General features: G+C 77.3%; 13 protein-coding genes, 2 tRNA genes and 1 pseudogene. 10 read left to right on the top strand and 6 right to left on the bottom strand.

Features of this window, described 5'->3' with window-relative positions:
* Nucleotides 1–69: 69 nt before the first annotated feature.
* The 5 genes from Q0789_RS09195 (at nucleotide 70) to Q0789_RS09175 (ending at nucleotide 4,444) form a co-directional block, all read left to right on the top strand.
* Complete coding sequence (locus tag Q0789_RS09195; RefSeq protein ID WP_298804427.1) at nucleotides 70–627, top strand: DoxX family protein; 558 nt, start codon at nucleotides 70–72, stop codon at nucleotides 625–627.
* A 187-nt stretch (nucleotides 628–814) separates the two neighbouring features.
* On the top strand, nucleotides 815–2,152 hold the full coding sequence (gene aroA, locus Q0789_RS09190; RefSeq protein WP_298804425.1) for a 3-phosphoshikimate 1-carboxyvinyltransferase: 1,338 nt from the start codon (nucleotides 815–817) through the stop codon (nucleotides 2,150–2,152).
* Nucleotides 2,149–3,333, top strand: a complete 1,185-nt coding sequence (locus tag Q0789_RS09185; protein WP_298804423.1) for a ribosome small subunit-dependent GTPase A — start codon at nucleotides 2,149–2,151, stop codon at nucleotides 3,331–3,333. The genes aroA and Q0789_RS09185 overlap by 4 nt, the downstream gene beginning before the upstream one ends.
* On the top strand, nucleotides 3,330–4,187 hold the full coding sequence (gene hisN / locus Q0789_RS09180; protein ID WP_298804421.1) for a histidinol-phosphatase: 858 nt from the start codon (nucleotides 3,330–3,332) through the stop codon (nucleotides 4,185–4,187). Before Q0789_RS09185 ends, hisN begins: the two co-directional genes overlap by 4 nt.
* Before the next feature lie 26 nt (nucleotides 4,188–4,213).
* Entirely contained in the window at nucleotides 4,214–4,444 is a 231-nt protein-coding gene (locus Q0789_RS09175) for a DUF6480 family protein (protein ID WP_298804419.1), read from the top strand.
* Between the two features lie 99 nt (nucleotides 4,445–4,543).
* Here the strand turns inward: Q0789_RS09175 and Q0789_RS09170 are convergent, their stop codons facing one another.
* From Q0789_RS09170 to Q0789_RS09155, 4 genes are all read right to left on the bottom strand, one after another.
* Nucleotides 4,544–6,007 (bottom strand): glucose-6-phosphate dehydrogenase, encoded by a 1,464-nt coding sequence (locus Q0789_RS09170; RefSeq protein WP_298804417.1) that lies wholly within the window; start codon nucleotides 6,005–6,007, stop codon nucleotides 4,544–4,546.
* An 85-nt stretch (nucleotides 6,008–6,092) separates the two neighbouring features.
* A tRNA-Met gene (locus Q0789_RS09165) sits at nucleotides 6,093–6,169 on the bottom strand.
* Nucleotides 6,170–6,301: 132 nt separating this feature from the next.
* A tRNA-Met gene (locus tag Q0789_RS09160) sits at nucleotides 6,302–6,378 on the bottom strand.
* Nucleotides 6,379–6,485: 107 nt separating this feature from the next.
* The gene (locus Q0789_RS09155; protein WP_298804415.1) at nucleotides 6,486–9,542 is read right to left on the bottom strand and encodes a UPF0182 family protein; all 3,057 of its coding nucleotides are present in this window, start codon (nucleotides 9,540–9,542) and stop codon (nucleotides 6,486–6,488) included.
* A 154-nt stretch (nucleotides 9,543–9,696) separates the two neighbouring features.
* On the opposite strand from Q0789_RS09155, the gene Q0789_RS09150 reads away from it, so the two are divergent.
* Nucleotides 9,697–10,281, top strand: coding sequence for a PPA1309 family protein (locus Q0789_RS09150; protein ID WP_298804414.1), 585 nt, complete (start codon nucleotides 9,697–9,699; stop codon nucleotides 10,279–10,281).
* Between the two features lie 31 nt (nucleotides 10,282–10,312).
* Here Q0789_RS09150 and Q0789_RS09145 read toward each other — a convergent pair whose 3' ends face one another.
* Nucleotides 10,313–11,464, bottom strand: a complete 1,152-nt coding sequence (locus Q0789_RS09145; RefSeq protein WP_298804412.1) for a S16 family serine protease — start codon at nucleotides 11,462–11,464, stop codon at nucleotides 10,313–10,315.
* A 246-nt stretch (nucleotides 11,465–11,710) separates the two neighbouring features.
* Between Q0789_RS09145 and Q0789_RS09140 the strand changes: the two genes are divergently transcribed.
* Together Q0789_RS09140 and Q0789_RS09135 are read left to right on the top strand one after the other, a co-directional pair.
* Entirely contained in the window at nucleotides 11,711–13,216 is a 1,506-nt protein-coding gene (locus Q0789_RS09140; protein ID WP_298804410.1) for a zinc-dependent metalloprotease, read from the top strand.
* Nucleotides 13,213–13,728: pseudogene (locus tag Q0789_RS09135) on the top strand (NUDIX domain-containing protein); the annotation flags it as partial. The gene Q0789_RS09140 and the pseudogene Q0789_RS09135, both read left to right, overlap by 4 nt.
* 77 nt (nucleotides 13,729–13,805) lie before the next feature.
* On the opposite strand, the gene Q0789_RS09130 reads toward Q0789_RS09135, so the two are convergent.
* The gene (locus Q0789_RS09130) at nucleotides 13,806–14,465 is read right to left on the bottom strand and encodes a M48 family metallopeptidase (RefSeq protein WP_298804408.1); all 660 of its coding nucleotides are present in this window, start codon (nucleotides 14,463–14,465) and stop codon (nucleotides 13,806–13,808) included.
* 126 nt (nucleotides 14,466–14,591) lie between these two features.
* Between Q0789_RS09130 and Q0789_RS09125 the strand changes: the two genes are divergently transcribed.
* Nucleotides 14,592–15,527: a hypothetical protein gene (locus Q0789_RS09125; protein ID WP_298804406.1), complete on the top strand. Its 936-nt coding sequence runs from the start codon at nucleotides 14,592–14,594 to the stop codon at nucleotides 15,525–15,527.
* Between the two features lie 68 nt (nucleotides 15,528–15,595).
* On the top strand, nucleotides 15,596–16,909 hold the full coding sequence (locus tag Q0789_RS09120) for an AarF/ABC1/UbiB kinase family protein (protein WP_298804404.1): 1,314 nt from the start codon (nucleotides 15,596–15,598) through the stop codon (nucleotides 16,907–16,909).
* Nucleotides 16,910–17,034 lie beyond the last annotated feature (125 nt).

Here is a 17,034-nt window from a genome sequence, read left to right as displayed (position 1 = left end):
CCTGCCGCCTCGCCGGGGGCGCTCGCTCCCGCGTGGCCCGGGGAGCCGTCATGCGGTAGACCACCGCCCATGACGATCATGCGACGACTCGCCCGACCGCTGCTCGCCGCCGCCTTCGTCGACCAGGGTGTCCAGCTCGCCCGCAAGGCGCCCGAGCGCGCCGCGGCCTGGTCGCCCGTCGTCGATCGCGTCCGCGAGCCCCTCTCGCTCGGCGACCGCGACGTCGCCACCGTCGTCCGCGTCGACGGCGCCGCCATGGCCGTGTCCGGCCTCCTGTTCGGCCTCGGGCGACTGCCGCGCGCCTCCGCCCTCGTGATGGCCGTGAGCATGGCGCCCTCGACCGTCGCCGAGCACGCCTTCTGGAAGGTGCAGGGCGAGGAGCGCAAGGCCCAGCGCACCCTCTTCCTCAAGGACCTCGGCCTCGTCGGCGCCGCGCTCGTCTCGGTCGTCGACACCGAGGGCCGCCCCGGCCTCGGGTGGCGCGGCAGGCGGGCCGCCAAGGACGCCTCGCGCGCCTCCCGCGGCGCGGCGAAGCTCGCCCGCCGCGAGGCCCGGCACGCCGCGCACACCGTGGACCGCGAGGCGCGCCTCGCCGGTCACCGCGTCGGCTCCAAGGTCGGCGTCTGACCCACCGCTCCCGCCCGCCGACGGCCCGGTCCCCCTCGGGGGCCGGGCCGTCGGCGTCCCGGGAGGGCCGCGACGACGCCGCCGGCGTGACCGTCCGCCGCCCGGCGACCACCGCGGCGCCGTCCGCCCCTGCTCACGGCCGTCACCGGAGGCGGTCCCCGCCCCGTCCTTCCCTACGCTGGCGGGCATGGAGCTCTCCCGGTGGCCCGCCCCGACCGCGCCCGGCCCCGTCGACGCCGTCGTGTCACTCCCCGGGTCGAAGTCGCTGACGAACCGCTACCTCGTCGTCGCGGCGCTCGCCGACCGCCCCTCGCGGCTGCGCTCCCCCCTCGTCTCGCGCGACACCCGCCTCATGGCGGGTGCGCTGGAAGCCCTCGGCGCCCGCGTGCGCGAGGTGGAGGGGGCGGCCGGCGCCGGGAGCGTCGACTGGGTCGTCGAGCCGGCCGAGCGGCTGCGCGGCGGCGCCGTCGACGTGGGCCTCGCGGGCACCGTCATGCGCTTCGTGCCGCCGCTCGCCGCCCTCGCCGACGGCGACGTCCGCCTCGACGGCGACCCCCGCGCCCGGGAGCGCCCCATGGCGCCCGTCGTCGACGCGCTGCGCGCCCTGGGCGTCGACGTCGAGGACGCGCCGGGCGGCGCCCTGCCGATGGTCGTCCACGGCCGCGGCGCCGTCCGCGGCGGCGCGGTCACCATCGACGCCGGCGCCTCCAGCCAGTTCGTCTCCGGCCTCCTGCTCGCCGCCCCGCGCTACGCCGAGGGGCTCGTCGTCCGGCACGCCGGCCCGCCGCTGCCCAGCCAGCCGCACGTGGCCATGACGGTCGAGACGCTCCGCGACGTCGGCGTCGACGTCGACGACTCCGAGCCCGACACGTGGGCGGTGCGGCCGGGCCCGGTGGCCGCCCTCGACGTCCAGGTCGAGCCCGACCTGTCCAGCGCGGCGCCCTTCCTCGCCGCCGCCGCGGTCACCGGCGGGCGCGTGCGCGTCCTCGGCTGGCCGCAGCACACGACGCAGGCCGGCGACGCCCTGCGCGACCTCCTCGACGAGATGGGCGCCGAGGTGTCCCTCGACCGCGAGGGCCTCGTCGTCCGCGGCGGTGAGCTCTTCGGCGTCGACGTGGACCTGCACGAGGCCGGCGAGCTCGTGCCCGTCGTCGTCGCGCTGGCCGCCCTGGCCTCGACGCCCACGCGCATCCGCGGGGTCGCCCACCTGCGCGGGCACGAGACGGACCGCCTGGCCGCGCTCGTGCGCGAGGTCGAGCGGCTCGGAGGGCGCGCCGAGGAGACCGAGGACGGCCTCGTCGTCCGTCCGCGGCCGCTGCACGGCGACCTCGTGCGCACCTACGCCGACCACCGCATCGCCCAGGCCGCCGCCGTCCTCGGCCTGCGCGTCCCGGACCTCGTCGTCGAGGACGTGGAGACGACGGCGAAGACGCTCCCCGGCTTCGTCGACCTGTGGACCGGCATGCTCGACGGCACCGGACCGGGCGGAGCGGGCGGGACCGCGAGCGGGGCGGCCGCCCGGTGAGCCGCCGGGTGCCGGACGAGGACGACGTCCGGACGCGGCCGAACCCCCGCGGCTCGCGGCCGCGCACGAAGGAGCGGCCCCGCCACGCGGACGCCGTCCCCGGCCGGGTGCTCACCGTCGACCGCGGCCGCTCCACCGTCCTCGTCGGCGAGGACACCGCCCAGGAGGTCGAGGTCACCGCCGTCAAGGCGCGCGAGCTCGGACGGGCCGGCGTGGTCGTCGGGGACCGGGTGCACCTCGTCGGCGACACGAGCGGCGCGCCGGACACCCTGGCCCGGGTCGTGCGGGTCGACGAGCGCCGCACGGTCCTGCGCCGCTCGGCCGACGACGACGACCCCGTGGAGCGGGTCCTCGTCGCGGGCGCCGACCAGCTGGCGGTCGTCGTCGCCGCGGCCGACCCGGCGCCGCGGACGGGCCTGGTCGACCGCTGCCTCGTGGCCGCCCTCGACGCCGGCATGGACGCCCTCCTCGTCGTCACCAAGGGCGACCTCGCCGACCCCGCGACGCTCCTGGAGGCCTACGCCGCCCTGGACACGCCGGCCGTCGTGCTGCGCCGCGCCGCGACCGGCGGCACGGGGGTCACGGACGGCAGGAGGGGCACGGAGGGCGACGCGCCCCCGCGCCACGACGCCGCCGGCCTGGCCGAGCTCCGCGAGCGGCTGCGAGGCCGCACCACCGTCCTCGTGGGGCACTCGGGCGTCGGGAAGTCGACCCTCGTCAACGCTCTCGTGCCCGACGCGGGCCGCGCGACGGGGCGCGTCAACGACGTCACGGGGCGGGGCCGGCACACGTCCTCCTCCGCGCTGGCGCTGCGGCTGCCCGGTCCCGCGGGCGGACCGCCCGAGGGCTGGGTCGTCGACACGCCGGGCGTCCGCTCCTTCGGCCTCGCGCACGTGCGCCCCGGCTCGCTGCTGGCGGCCTTCCCGGACCTCGAGCCCGGCAGCGACGACTGCCCCCGGGGCTGCACCCACGACGAGCCCGAGTGCGCGCTCGACGCCTGGGCCGCCTCCGGCGCCGCCGGGGAGGCCGGCCCCGCCCGCCTGGCGTCGCTGCGCCGCCTCCTGCGCAGCCGCAGCGGCGAGGAGGCGGCCGCCGGGGCGGCGCGCGACGCCGCGGCCCGCGAGCGGCGGCGCGAGCCGCCGGAGCACCCCGGCGCGCCCCCGGTAGCGTCCGGCCCGTGAGCCCCACCTCGGCCGAGAGCCTGCGCCGCGCCCGCGGGGTCGACGACGACCTCCGCCTCGCGCACGTCGTCGTCGACGCCGTCGACGCCCTGACGACGTCCCGCTTCGGGGCCCTCGACCTCGCCGTCGAGGCCAAGCCCGACCTGACCCCCGTCACCGACGCCGACCGCAGCGCCGAGGAGCTGGTGCGCGCGCAGCTGGCCCGCACCCGCCCCCGCGACGCCGTGCTCGGCGAGGAGGGCGGCGCCACCGGCAGCGGCTCGCGGCAGTGGGTCGTCGACCCCATCGACGGCACGAAGAACTTCGTCCGCGGCGTGCCCGTGTGGGCGACCCTGCTGGCGCTGCTCGTCGACGGCGAGCCCGTCGTGGGCGTCGTGTCGGCGCCGGCGCTGGGCCGCCGCTGGTGGGCCGGCACCGGCACGGGCGCGTGGACGGGCCGGTCGCTCTCGTCGGCCCGGGCGCTGCACGTCTCGGCCGTCGACGACCTCGCCGACGCCTCGCTCTCCTACTCGAGCCTCGGCGGGTGGGAGGAGCGCGACCTCCTCGAGCCCGTCCTCGACCTCACCCGCACCGTCTGGCGCACCCGCGCCTACGGCGACTTCTGGTCGCACGTGCTCGTCGCCGAGGGGGCCGTCGACGTCTCCTGCGAGCCCGAGCTGGCGCTGCACGACATGGCGGCCCTCGTGCCGGTCGTCACCGAGGCTGGGGGCCGCTTCACCTCGCTCACGGGCGAGGACGGGCCGCACGGCGGCAGCGCCGTCGCCACCAACGGGCTGCTGCACGACCGGGTCCTCGCGGCCCTGGCGCCCCGGCCCGCGGGGGCGACGACGACGCCGGACCCCGCCGCGCGCTGAGCCGCCCGGCTGCGCAGACTGGGCGGGTGACCACACCCAGCGCAGACCCGGACCCGTCGGACACCCCCGGCCTCGAGGAGGGGAACGGCGTCCGCCCGGGCGACACGCCGCCCTCGGAGGCCGGGACGTCGGGGCTCTCGGCGCACGAGGCGAAGGAGCCCTCCGGCGCCGTCAACAAGGCCATCCCGATCGCCATCGTGGCGCTGGTCTTCCTCTTCGTCCTCTTCCTGCTCGTGCGCGCCGCCTGGCCCAGCTGAGCGGTCTCGCCGCGCTGACCGGCACGCACCACGACGCACGACGGCCCGGCCCCCGCGAGGGGCCGGGCCGTCGTGCGTCTGGTCTCCGACGTCTGGGCGTCAGGAGCCGGCGTCGTCCTCGCCGTGCTCGCCCCGCCGCTCGTCGGCGCCGACGAGCCAGCCGCGCGGACCCGCGAGCTCGTCGGCCGCCGCCGGGCCCCACGAGCCGGGCGCGTAGGGCTGCACCTCGGGGCGGTCCTCCAGGAGCGGCCGGACGCGCGACCAGGCGCTCGCGAGCCCCTCGGAGCTGGTGAACAGCGAGCGGTCGCCCCGCAGCACGTCGAGCAGCAGCGCCGCGTAGGGGGGCAGCAGGTGCCCGCCCTCGACGTCGGTGAGCGAGAGGTGCGCCGACGTCGCGGTGAGGGCCATCTCCGGCCCCGGCTTCTTGAGCACGAGACCGACGTCGAGGGCCCCCGGCCCGGCCAGGTCGAAGGTCAGCACGTCCCCGCCCTCGGGCAGGTGGGTGAGCGGCGTCGGGTCCGGGCGGCGCAGCACGAGGCTGACGCGCTGGGCGTCGCCGCCCATGCGCTTGCCGGTGCGCAGGAGGAACGGGACGCCGTGCCAGCGGTCGGTGTCCACCCACACCCGCGCCGCCACGAAGGTGTCCGTGGTGGAGTCGTCGTCGACGCCCTCGATGTCGCGGTAGCCCTCGAACTGCCCGAGGACGACGTCGTCCTTCGACAGCGGGCGCACCGCCGCCAGGACCTCCTCGCGGGCCGCCTGCAGGTCCTCCGCGGAGCTCGACGCGGGCGGCTCCATGGCCACCTCCGCCGTCACCTGGAACAGGTGGGTCACGAGCATGTCGAGCACGGCGCCCGTGGCGTCGTAGAACTCGGCGCGGTCGGCGACGTCGAGCGACTCGGGCACGTCGACCTGCACCTGCTCGACGACGTCCCGGCTCCACGCCGAGCCGAACAGCGCGTTGCCGAAGCGCAGGACGTGCAGGTCCTGCGTGCCCTCCTTGCCGAGGAAGTGGTCGATGCGGAAGACCTGCTGCTCGTCGAGCACCTCGTGCACGAGGTGGTCGAGCTCGGCGAAGTCGTCCGGGGAGGTGCCGAAGGGCTTCTCGTAGACGACGGTGGCGCCGTCGGCGAGGTCGTGCTCGCCGATGGCGCGGGTGGTCTCGGGGAAGGCCTTCGGCGGGATCGCCAGGTAGTGCACGAGGTTGGCCCGCTCCCCCGTGTCCCCGCGCATGTCCGACCGGGCGTGCGCGATGACGTCGAGGAGGCTCCCCGGGTCGTCGGTCTTGAAGCCGCCGCCGGCGAACAGCAGGCGCGAGGAGAACTCGTCCCACGGGCCCTCGTCCGGGTGCGGGCCGAACTCCTCGAGGACCTCGCGGACGTGGCCGCGGAAGTCCTCGTGCGCCACGTCGCCGCGGCCGTTGCCGACGAGGCGCCAGTCCTCCGGCATGAGCCCGCGGCACGCCAGGTCGTAGAAGGCCGGCAGCACCATGCGCCGGGCGAGGTCGCCCGTGGCGCCGTAGAGGACGAAGACGGTGGGCGGGGGCGTCGTGGCGTCGGACATGCCCTCGACGCTAGAGCCGGTCGCGAGCCGCCGCGCCCCGGGACGACGGAGGCCCCGGACCTGTCGGTCCGGGGCCTCCGCCTCGTGGTAGCGGGGGCAGGATTTGAACCTGCGACCTCTGGGTTATGAGCCCAGCGAGCTACCGAGCTGCTCCACCCCGCGTCGTGGCAGCGACGGTACGTCATGACCGGCCGCAGGCCAAACCACCGGCGGCCGTGGTCGTGCCGACCCGTGCGACCTGCACCGCGGACGACGAAGGGCCCCGGACCTGTCGGTCCGGGGCCCTTCGCCTCGTGGTAGCGGGGGCAGGATTTGAACCTGCGACCTCTGGGTTATGAGCCCAGCGAGCTACCGAACTGCTCCACCCCGCGTCGCACGAGGAACACTACGCGGGGTCCCCCGCGTCGCCAAATCCGCGCGCCGGTGACCCGGCGACGCGGTCGGCGGTCACCGCTCGGGCGACCGCCGACCGCTCCCGTCACCCGCCCGCGGTGCCCTCGGCCGGCGCGGTGGCCGTCGCCGTCGCCGTCGGCGCCGGGGTGGAGCCGTCCTGCGCCGTCGCGTCGGCACCGGTGGCGGCGTCGACCTGCCCCTGCGCCTGCAGGGCTCGAGTGACGGCCTCGGACAGGGCGTCCTGCTGCTCGCCGTAGGTGGCGAAGTCGCCGTCGGCGAGCGCCTGCTGGCCGGCCTGCAGCGCCGCCTGCGCGTCCTGCAGGGCCTGGGCCAGCTGCTCCTGGGCGCCGGACGGAGCGGGCGTGCCGCCCCCGCCCTCCGCCGGCGGGGTGACCGGGGCGTCCCCGCCGGCGCCGGCGTCACCCGCGGTCGCGCCCGAGTCGCCGCCGAAGACCTGGTTGAGCGCCTCGTCGAGGGTCTGGGCGAAGCCGATCTCGCTGCCGAAGGACACGAGCGCGTACTGCAGGCGCGGGATCTGCGTGCCGCCGGAGCTCTGCACGTAGACCGGCTGCACGTAGAGGAGCCCGCCGCCCACCGGGAGGGTGAGGAGGTTGCCGAACGCCACGTCGGTGTTGTTCTGGCTCAGCAGGTTGAGCTCGGTGGAGATGGTCGGGTCGGCGTCGAAGTCGTTCTGCACCTGCCCCGGCCCGTTGATGACGAGGTTGCGCGGCAGCTGCAGCAGCCGCAGCTGCCCGTACCCCTCGGCCACCTGCCCGGCCCCGCCGCCCCCGGCGTCGCCGTCCACCGCGAGGAAGCCCGTGAGGATGTTGCTGGCGTCCGCGTCCGAGCTCGGGATGTAGGACGACGTCAGCGAGAACGCCGGGTCCTCCTGCCCGGGCATCTGCAGCGTCAGGTAGTAGGCGGGCTGCAGGGGCGGCCGCACGCCCTCGGGCACGTCGGCCGTCGGGTCGTCCGGGATCTGCCAGCGGTCGCTGTTCTGGAAGAACACCGCCGGGTTGGTCACGTGGTAGGCCCCGAGGACGCTGCGCTGCACCTTGAACAGGTCGTCGGGGTAGCGCACGTGGTCGAGGAGGTCCTCGCTCATCTCCGACACCGGCGTGAGGGCGTCGGGGAAGACCGACTCCCACGCCCGCAGCACCGGGTCCTGCTCGTCCCAGGCGTACAGCACGACCTCGCCCGAGTAGGCGTCCACGGTCGCCTTGACCGAGTTGCGGATGTAGTTGACCTCCTCGGGCGGGAGCGCCGTGAGGGTCTGCGCCCCCTGCCCCGCCGCCGCGGCCGAGCCGGTGAGGCCGGCGGTCTGGCTGTCCACCGTGACGTCCTGCAGCGTCTGCCGCTGGGAGTAGGGGTACTCGTTGCTCGTCGTGTAGCCGTCGACGATCCAGACGACGCGCTCGTCGACGACGGCCGGGTACGGGTCGCCGTCGAGGGTGAGGAAGGGGGCGACCTTGCCGACGCGCTCGCGCGGGTCGCGGTCGTAGAGGATCTGGCTCTCGCTGTTGAGGGCGTCCGACAGGAGGATGTTCTGCTCCTGGAACTTCACGGCGTAGAGGAGCCGCTGCCACCACGAGCCGACCGACGGGCCGCCGTCGCCGGAGTAGGTGTTGTTGGCGACGCCGTCGCCGCCCTCGTCGTCGGTCGGGTAGTCCACCTCGCGGGGCTCGGTGCCCTCGGGCGCGCCGACGATCGAGTACTCCGGCGAGTTCTGCCCGAAGTAGATGCGCGGCTCGAAGTCGCCGAGCGCGCCCGGCGTGTTGATGCCGGACTGGAAGTAGGCGGGCAGGCCGCCCTCGCCGCGCTGGTTGCCGTAGGCCGCCACCACGCCGTACCCGTGCGTGAAGATCGTGGCGGTGCTCACCCAGTTCTGCTGGCCGCCCGACAGGCCGGAGAGGTCGAGCTCGCGCACGCCGATGACGGCGTCCTCGACCTGCCCGTCGATCTCGTAGCGGTCGACGTCCAGCGGGTCGGAGAACGTGTAGTACTGCCGCTGCCGCTGGTCCTGCTGGAACGCCGGCTGGACGATCGCCGGGTCGAGCACGCGGATGTTCGCGGTGGTCTCGGCGTCGTCGCGCAGCGCGCCCGCCTCGGCCTGCGTGCTCGCCTGGTAGTTGGTCACCTCGGTGGTGTCCACGTCGAAGGCGGCGCGGGTCGCGTCGATGTTGTGCTGCAGGTACGGCGCCTCGCGGGTCTGGGCGCTCGGGTCCACCTGGAAGCGCTGGACGACGTAGGGGTACACGCCGCCCACGACGACCGCGGAGGCGAGCATGACGACGACGCCGAGCGCGGGCAGCCGCCAGCTGCCGCGGAAGGCCGTGACGACGAAGAGCACGGCCACGAGCAGCGCGATGACCGCGAGGATCGTGCGACCCGGGATCTCGGCGTTGACGCCCGTGTAGGTGGCGCCGAGGAAGCGGCCGCTGCCGTCGGTCAGCGTGCTGTACCGGTCGAGCCAGTAGGAGCCGGCCTGCAGGAGCACGAGGAGCCCGGCGCTCACCGACAGCTGCACGCGGGCCGTCGGCGTCGTCCGGGGGCCCTGGCCCTGCAGCCGCAGGCCGCCGTAGAGGTAGTGCACGAGGGCCGCGCCGATGCCGGCCAGGAGCACGACCGCCGTGAGGAAGGAGATGAGGAACCCGAGGAACGGCAGCGTGAAGACCCAGAAGCCGACGTCGGTGCCGAAGATCGGGTCCTCGGCGCCGAAGGGCTCCGCGTTGAGGAAGAGCAGCACCTGCTCCCACTGGGCCGACGCCGCCGACCCCGCGAAGAGGCCGAGGACGACCGGCACGGCCACCGAGAGGAGGCGGCGCAGCGGCTCGAGGCTCTCGCGGTAGCGGTCGAGGTTCGCCGACTCGGCGTCGACCGGCGCGTACACCGGGCGCGAGCGGTAGGCCACGCGGAGGCTGACGAGGACGGCGACGGCCATGAGGAGGCCGCCGACGGCGAAGAGCGCGCCCTGGGTGAGCAGCCTCGTGGTGTAGACCTCGGCGAAGCCGAGCTGGGAGAACCACCCGTACTCGGTGACGACCTGGCTCGCGGCCACGACCAGGCCGACGAGGACCACGACGACGACGACGGCGGGCAGGAGCGCGCCGCGGCGTCGCGGCGGTGATGTGCTGGAGCTCACGTCTGGGGAACCTCTCGTGGTCGTCTCGCGACGGCCGGCTGCGGGCTGCGGACGGTGCGGTCCCAGGGTCCCACGGTCACCGCCGGCCCCCCGGGCGACCCCCGGCCCCCTGCCGGGCGGCCGCGGGGCGCCCGGGTGCGGCACGATCGGCGCCGTGGACACCTCCCCCGGTCCCTCCCCGGACGACGAGCGGGACGCCCCGCCGGTTCCCCCGCTCGCGGCGCTCGAGCGCGCGGCCCTCGAGGTCGAGCGCCACGTGGCGGTCGCCGGCTGGGACGCGCCGCCGCGCGTCTTCGCCCTCCTGCGCACGGCCGACGCGGTCGCGACCGACCCGTCGCTGGCGGACGTCCTGCCCGCCGAGGTCGTCGCCGAGGCCCTCGGCGACCCCGACCACCTGACGTCGGTCGAGCAGGAGGAGCTGCCCGAGGCCGAGGGCCTCGAGGAGCTCCTCGGGCGCATCGGCTGGCCGCCGGCCGTGGCGGGGGCGGCGGTCGTCGTCGAGCGCGTCGTCGTGCCGCCCTCCGTGGAGCTGCCCGAGGACCCCGCGGCCGCCCTCGAGGCGGTGCGCTCCCACCCCGAGCGCCAGGACGTCCGCATCGCCGTCGCCGTGCTGCGGGACGGGTCCACGGGCAGCGCGGTGCGCCGGCGCCTCGAGGACGACGACCTGCGCGTCGTCGTCGGCGAGGACCTCGTGCCCGGCCTGTCGGCGGCCCTGCGCGCCACGCTCACCGGCGGCTGACGCCGGCCTCCGCCTCCGCCGGACCGCTCGCTCAGCCGGCCGCGGCCAGCGCCTCCCGGCAGCCGGGCAGCTCCTGCCCTCCCCCGTCGGCGAGCTCCTCGAGGGCCGAGCGCGCCTCGGCGAGGGAGGAGACGGCGACGACGCGCATCCCGTCCGGCACGTGCCCGACGACCTCGTCGCAGTTGACCGCCGGGGCGAGGAAGACCTCGGCCCCGGCGCGCGAGGCGCCCACGAGCTTCTGCCGGATGCCGCCGATGGGTCCGACCGCGCCCTCGGCGCTGACCGTGCCCGTCCCGGCGACGTGCAGGCCGCCGGTGAGCGAGCCGGGCGTCAGGAGGTCGACGAGCCCCAGGGCGAAGACCATGCCGGCGCTCGGGCCGCCGACGTCGTCGATGCTGATGTCGACCTCGAAGGGCACCTGCACCTCGGGGTCGAGGAGGACACCGAGGACGGTGCGGCCGTCGTCGCCCCGCGACGTGGTGACGGCCACCTCGAGGTCCGCGCCGTCGCGCTCGAGCCCGAGGCGCACCTCCGCGCCGGGCTCGACCTCCTGGAGGCTCGCGCGGAGGTCGTCCACGGTCGGGGCGGGGCGGCCGTCGACCGCGGTGATGACGTCGCCGGGCTCCAGGCCGTCCGGCAGCTCCTCGCCGGCGGCCCCGGAGACGCGCAGGCGCACGTCGACGGGGATGTCGAGCTCGCGCAGGGCCGCCGCGGTCGCCGCCTGCTGGGAGGACGACATCTGCGCCTGGCGCGCCTCGTCGACGTCCTCGCGGGTCTGGTCGGGCGCGAAGACCCGCCCGACGGGCAGGGCCTCCTCCACGGGGTCGAGCCACGCGGAGACCACCTGCGCGAGGACGACGTCACGGCCGGGGCCGCCGGAGGTGCTCACCGTCAGCAGGTCGAGGCTCCCCTCGGTGGGGTAGGTCTCCCGCCCCACCACGCTGATGAGGGGCTCGCCGTCGCGCCCGTCGCCGAGGACGTCGAGGACGGGGCCGGGGGCCTCCACCGCGTACGGCGTACCGGCCGCGCCGAGGAGCGACAGCAGCAGGAGCGACGCCGCGAAGCAGACGCCTAGGGCCCCGGCGGCCGAGCGCCACGGCCCGCGGCGGCGCGCGGCACCGCCCTCGCCCCCGGCGGCGCCGTCGTGGTCGGACCGGTCGACCGCGCTGACGTCCTCGCCCATGCACCCTCCTCGACGGCTCCTGCGCCCCGCGCCCCGGCGGGCGGGGCGCTACGCCCTGCGCGGACGGCGCCCGCGCGAGGGCGATCCTCCCCCGCCGCTCGCTACCGTGGAGAGCCGGGGCGCCGCACGGGCGCCGACGCGAGGGCCGGACCCCGGGCCGTCGCCCGCCGACCGCCCCGTCCGCACCGGCGCCCACCGGCGAGCACGAGCCGGCGACCCGCACGCGTCCCGCCCGCAGGAGGAGCCATGAGCCAGACCCCGCCCCCCGGCCGCCCCGACGACGGCGAGGGCCGCAACCCCCTCGAGGACCTCCTGCGCCAGCTCATGGGCGGCATGCCGCCCGGCGGCGGACCCGCCGGCGCGAACCCCTTCGCGGGCCTCGACCCGGCCGCCCTCCAGGCCGCGGGGCTGCCCGGCGACCCGGCGGCGCTCGGCCGGATGATGGCCCAGGTCCAGCAGATGATGGCGGGCGGCGGGGACGGGCCCGTCAACTGGGACCTCGCCCACCAGGTGGCCCGCCAGCGCGCCGTCGCCGACGGCGACCCGAGCGTCCCGGACGCCGCGCGCCGCTCGGCCGCGGAGGCGCTGCGGCTGGCCGACCTGTGGCTCGACGAGCGCACGGCCCTCGGGAGCGCGGGCGCGACGAGCGCCGCGTGGTCGCGCTCGGAGTGGGTGGAGGCCACCCTCCCGGTCTGGAAGCAGCTCGCCGAGCCCGTGGCGCGCTCCGTGGGCGAGGCGATGGCCACGGCGATGGCCGAGCAGGCGCCGCCGGAGATGCGGGCCATGGTCTCCGCGGCCAGCGGCGTCGTCCGCTCCGTCGGCGGCGCCGTCTTCGGGATGCAGGTGGGCCAGGCGATCGGCGAGCTGGCCGGCGAGGTCGTGTCGGGCACCGACATCGGCCTGCCTCTCGCCCCGGAGGGGACGACCGCCCTCCTGCCCGCGAACGTCGACGCCTTCGCCGAGGGCCTCGAGGTGCCCCTGGAGGAGGTGCGCCTCTACCTGGCGCTGCGGGAGTGCGCGCACGCCCGGCTCTTCACGCAGCGCCCGTGGCTGCGCGCGCACGTCCTCGGCATCGTGGAGGCCTTCGCCGCGGGCATCCGCATCGACACCGAGCGCATCGAGGAGGCGGTCCGGTCCGTCGACCCGACCGACCCCGAGGCCCTCAAGCAGGCCCTCGGCTCGGGGATGCTCGAGCCGGAGCGCACGCCCGAGCAGGAGGCGGCGCTCGGCCGGCTGGAGACCGTCCTGGCGCTCGTCGAGGGCTGGGTGGACCACGTCGTCGACTCCGCGGCCGCGCCGCTGCCGAGCGCGGCCGCCCTCCGCGAGGTCGTCCGGCGCCGCCGGGCGTCGGGCGGGCCGGCCGAGCACACGCTCTCCAGCCTCGTCGGGCTCGAGCTGCGGCCCCGGCGGCTGCGCGACGCGGCCGCGCTGTGGGCCGCCGTCGAGGCCGCCGAGGGCGTCGAGGGGCGCGACGCCGCGTGGTCGCACCCCGACCTCGTCCCGGGCGCCGAGGACCTCGACGACCCGGCCGGCTACGCCGGACGCCGCTCGCGGGCGGACGAGCAGGCCTCGGACGTCGACGCCGCCCTCGCGCAGCTGCTGGACGGCGGCCTCGGCGAGGCCCGCCACGAGCGCTCCGCCGGCGAGCGGACGGCCCGCCGCGACGAGGGCGGGCAGGACGAGGAGCCCACCGACGACGGCCGGGGCGACGACGAGCCCGGCGACGGCGACGGCGGCGGCGCCCCGCGGTGAGGGGTGCGGGCGCCGAGGCGCGGCGCCGGGCGGCGGGCCGCGCCGAGCTCGAGGCCTGGGCGGCGGCCTCTCCCGCGCCGAGCGCCGAGCAGGCCGCGCTGCGCCGGCGCTACCTGGCGCACCTGGGCGTCCCGGGGGCGCTCGACCGCGACGGCACCCCCGACCACCTGACCGCGAGCGCGCTCGTCCTCGACCCCGCCGGCGAGCGGACCCTGCTGGTGCTGCACCGCCGGGGCGGCTTCTGGGTGCAGCCGGGCGGGCACGTCGAGCCGGGGGACGCCGGGCTGGTGGCCGCGGGCCTGCGCGAGCTGGTCGAGGAGACGGGCGTGCCCGCCTCCGCCGTGCGCGCCGGCCCCCACCCCGTCGACCTCCACCACCACGAGCTCTCCGCCGCCTTCGGGCGGTGCCGGTCGCACCTCGACGTCGCCGTCCTCGCCGTCGTGGACCCCGCGGAGGCGACGACCGCGAGCGTCGAGAGCGACGCCGTGGCGTGGTGGCCGCTCGAGCGCCTGCCGGACGGCGCCGACGGCGGCCCGGCCGTGGTCGCCGACCTGCCGGCGCGCCTGCGGCGCGCCGCGGAGGAGCTCCGTCAGGGCGCCCGCGAGGGTCGGCGCGGCCCCGCGACGACGTCGGTGCCCCCGTCCGCGCTCTCGTCGGCGCCCCCGTCCGCGTCCGCACCGGGGCCCCCGTCGCCGCCCTTGCGCCGGGCGTCCGCGGCGGACCACCCCTCGAGGTAGCCCCGGGCGCGCTCCGTCCGCGGGTAGGCGGTCAGCAGGCGCCAGAAGTCGTCGCCGTGGCCCGGCACGAGCAGGTGCGCGAGCTCGTGGAGGAGGACGTAGTCCACGACCCACGGCGGGAGGCCCTGCAGGGACGACGACAGCCGGATCGTGCCGTCCGCGGGCGTCGTCGAGCCCCACCGCGACCGCTGGTTGCCGACCCAGCGGACGGAGGTCGGCACGGCCCGCCCGTCGAGGTAGCGCTCGGAGAGCGACCGGGCTCGCGCCGACAGCTCGCCGTCGTCGAGGTGGCGGCGGGCGTCTCGCGCCGACAGTCGCGCCACCATGCGCTCGACCCACTGGGCCTCCTCGGCGCGGGAGAAGCGCGCCGGGATGCAGACGACGACCGTGCCGTCCTCGCGGAAGGCGGTGACGGTGCGACGGCGCCGCGCGCTGCGCCGGACCTGGACGGGCGGGCGCTCGGCGGCGTCGTCGCGCGACGACCGCCGGGCCGCGCCGCCCCCTGCGTCCATGGCCGGACGGTAGCGGCTGGGCCCCGGCGCGGCCCCGAGGCGCGCGGCCTGTGGACGCCCGCCGTGGGCCGCGGCGGGCGCTGGCACCCTCGAGCGCGACGCCCGCCGGGCGAGGACGGGAGCGCGGTGCTGAGGATCTCCCCGGGGCTGCGCCGGTGCTGGCGGGGCCTCGACCGGCTCCAGCTGGGGCTGGACCCCGCGCACGCCGTCGTCCTGGAGGGGCTCTCCGCGGGCGAGGGGGCGCTGCTGGAGGACCTCGCCGACGGGGTGCCGGAGAGCGGCCTCCCGGCGAGGGCCGCCGCGCGGGGCGTCTCCGGCGCTGACGCGGCGCGGCTGGTGGGTCTCCTCGCGACGGCCGGGGTCCTCGAGCACCCCGCCGCGCCCGGCAGCCGCGCCGCGGCGCGCGCGACGGCGGCCGAGGCCGGCGCCCTCGCCCTCGTCCACGGCCGGAGCGGCTGGGACGTGCTCGCCGGCCGGGCGCGTCGGGTCGTCGCCGTCGAGGGCGGGGGCCGTGTCGCGGACGCCGTCGCCGCGGGACTGCGGGAGGCCGGCGCCGGCGACGTCGCGGTGCTGGGCCCGGGGGCGGCGCCCCGGGGAGCGGGGACCGGCCCTCCCCCACCGGGACACGTCGCAGGGGTCGACCTCGTGGTCCTCGTGGCCGACGCCGTCGTCGCTCCTGCCCGAGCGGCGCGGCTCGTCCGCGCCGACGTCGACCACCTGCCCGTGGTGGTGCGCGAGCGGTCCGCCGTCGTCGGCCCGCTCGTCGTGCCCGGCGCCGGCGCCTGCCTGCGGTGCGTCGAGCTCCACCGCGCCGACCGCGACCCCGAGTGGCCCCTCGTCGCCGCCCAGCTCGCCTCGCCGGCCACCACCGCCGCCCCCGACGTCGTCCTCCTCCGGCTCACCTCCGCGCTGGCCGTGGCGCAGGCGCTCGCCCACCTGGACGACGCCACCGGGGCGGATCCCGGAGGGGCGTCGTGGGAGGTCCGCCTGCCGGACGGCGTGCCCCTCGGGCGGATCTGGGCGCCGCACCCGTCCTGCGGCTGCACGTGGCCGCCCCCGTGACGCGACCGCGGGGCGCCCGGGGCGGGGGCCGGGCCGCGCCGGTCGGGCCCCGGGGTGATGATGGGCGGGTGGACGAGCTGCCTCGCCGAGCCCTGCAGAGGGGCGTGCGCCTCGCGAGCCTGCCCGCCGGCTTCGCCGGGAGGACGGCCGTCGGCCTGGGCAAGCGGCTGGGCGGCCGGCCGGCGGAGGCCGTGGCGGCCGAGATGCAGGCGCGCACCGCCGAGCAGCTCTTCACCGTGCTCGGCCAGCTCAAGGGCGGCGCGATGAAGGTGGGCCAGGCCATGAGCATCTTCGAGGCGGCGCTCCCCGAGGAGGTGGCGGCGCCCTACCGCGCCACCCTGACCCGGCTCCAGGACTCGGCGCCCCCGATGCCCGCCGCCACCGTGCACGGCGTCCTCGCCCGCGAGCTGGGGCCCGGCTGGCGCGAGCGCTTCGCCGCCTTCGACGACGAGCCGGTCGCGGCGGCCTCCATCGGGCAGGTGCACCGGGGCACGTGGCAGGACGGCCGCCCCGTCGCCGTGAAGATCCAGTACCCGGGGGCGGCGCAGGCGCTCGTGGCCGACATCACGCAGGTGTCGCGCGTCGCCCGGCTGACCGGCTCGTGGCTGCCGGGCCTCGACCTCGGCCCCGTCCTGGCGGAGCTCAAGGAGCGCCTCGTCGAGGAGCTCGACTACACCGTGGAGGCCGCCTCACAACGGACTTTCGCCGACGCCTTCCGCGACGATCCCGACTTCGCGGTCCCCGAGGTGCTGGAGAGCACCGAGAAGGTCATCGTCTCCGAGTGGCTCGACGGGGAGCCCCTCTCGACGGTCATCCGCGAGGGCAGCCAGGACGAGCGGGACCTCGCGTCGCGGCGCTACCTGGAGTTCCTCCTGCTCGGTCCGGCCGAGACGGGTCTCCTCCACGCCGACCCCCACCCGGGCAACTTCCGCCTGACCCGGGACGGGCGCTTCGGCATCCTCGACTTCGGCGCCGTCAAGCGCCTCCCGGACGGGATGCCCCCCGCGGTCGGCCGCCTGCTGGGCGTCGCCCTCTCGGACGACCCCGACGGCGTCGTCGCGGGCCTGCGCGAGGAGGGGTTCATCAAGCCGAGCATCGAGCTCGACGGCCGCGCGCTCCTCGACTACGTGTCGACGTTCCTGCGCCCCCTGGACACCGAGCTGTTCACCTTCGACCGGGCTTGGCTGCGGGAGCTCTTCGCGGAGGTGCGCGACCCGCGGACGACGGCGTGGGCGGTCGGCCTCAAGCTCAACCTCCCCCGCGAGTACGTCCTCATCCACCGGGTGTGGCTCGGCGGTCTGGGCGTGCTCTGCCAGCTCGGCGGCACGGTGCCCTGCATCGAGGTGCTCGAGGACCACCTCCCGGGCTTCGCCGACTCCTGATCGCCGGCGCCTGCTGGCCGTCGACCGACGCCGCTCGCGCGGACTCATCTAGAGCGTGTCTCTCTACGGCTTGAGCCAGGTGAGGATGGCGGCCAGGACGACGCCGCCGCGGTAGACCAGGGCGA

The organism is uncultured Pseudokineococcus sp. (assembly GCF_947499845.1).
Lineage (GTDB): Bacteria > Actinomycetota > Actinomycetes > Actinomycetales > Quadrisphaeraceae > Pseudokineococcus.
The sequence above is the reverse complement of the archived record's forward strand: the minus strand, read 5'-3'. Positions and strand labels throughout refer to the sequence as shown.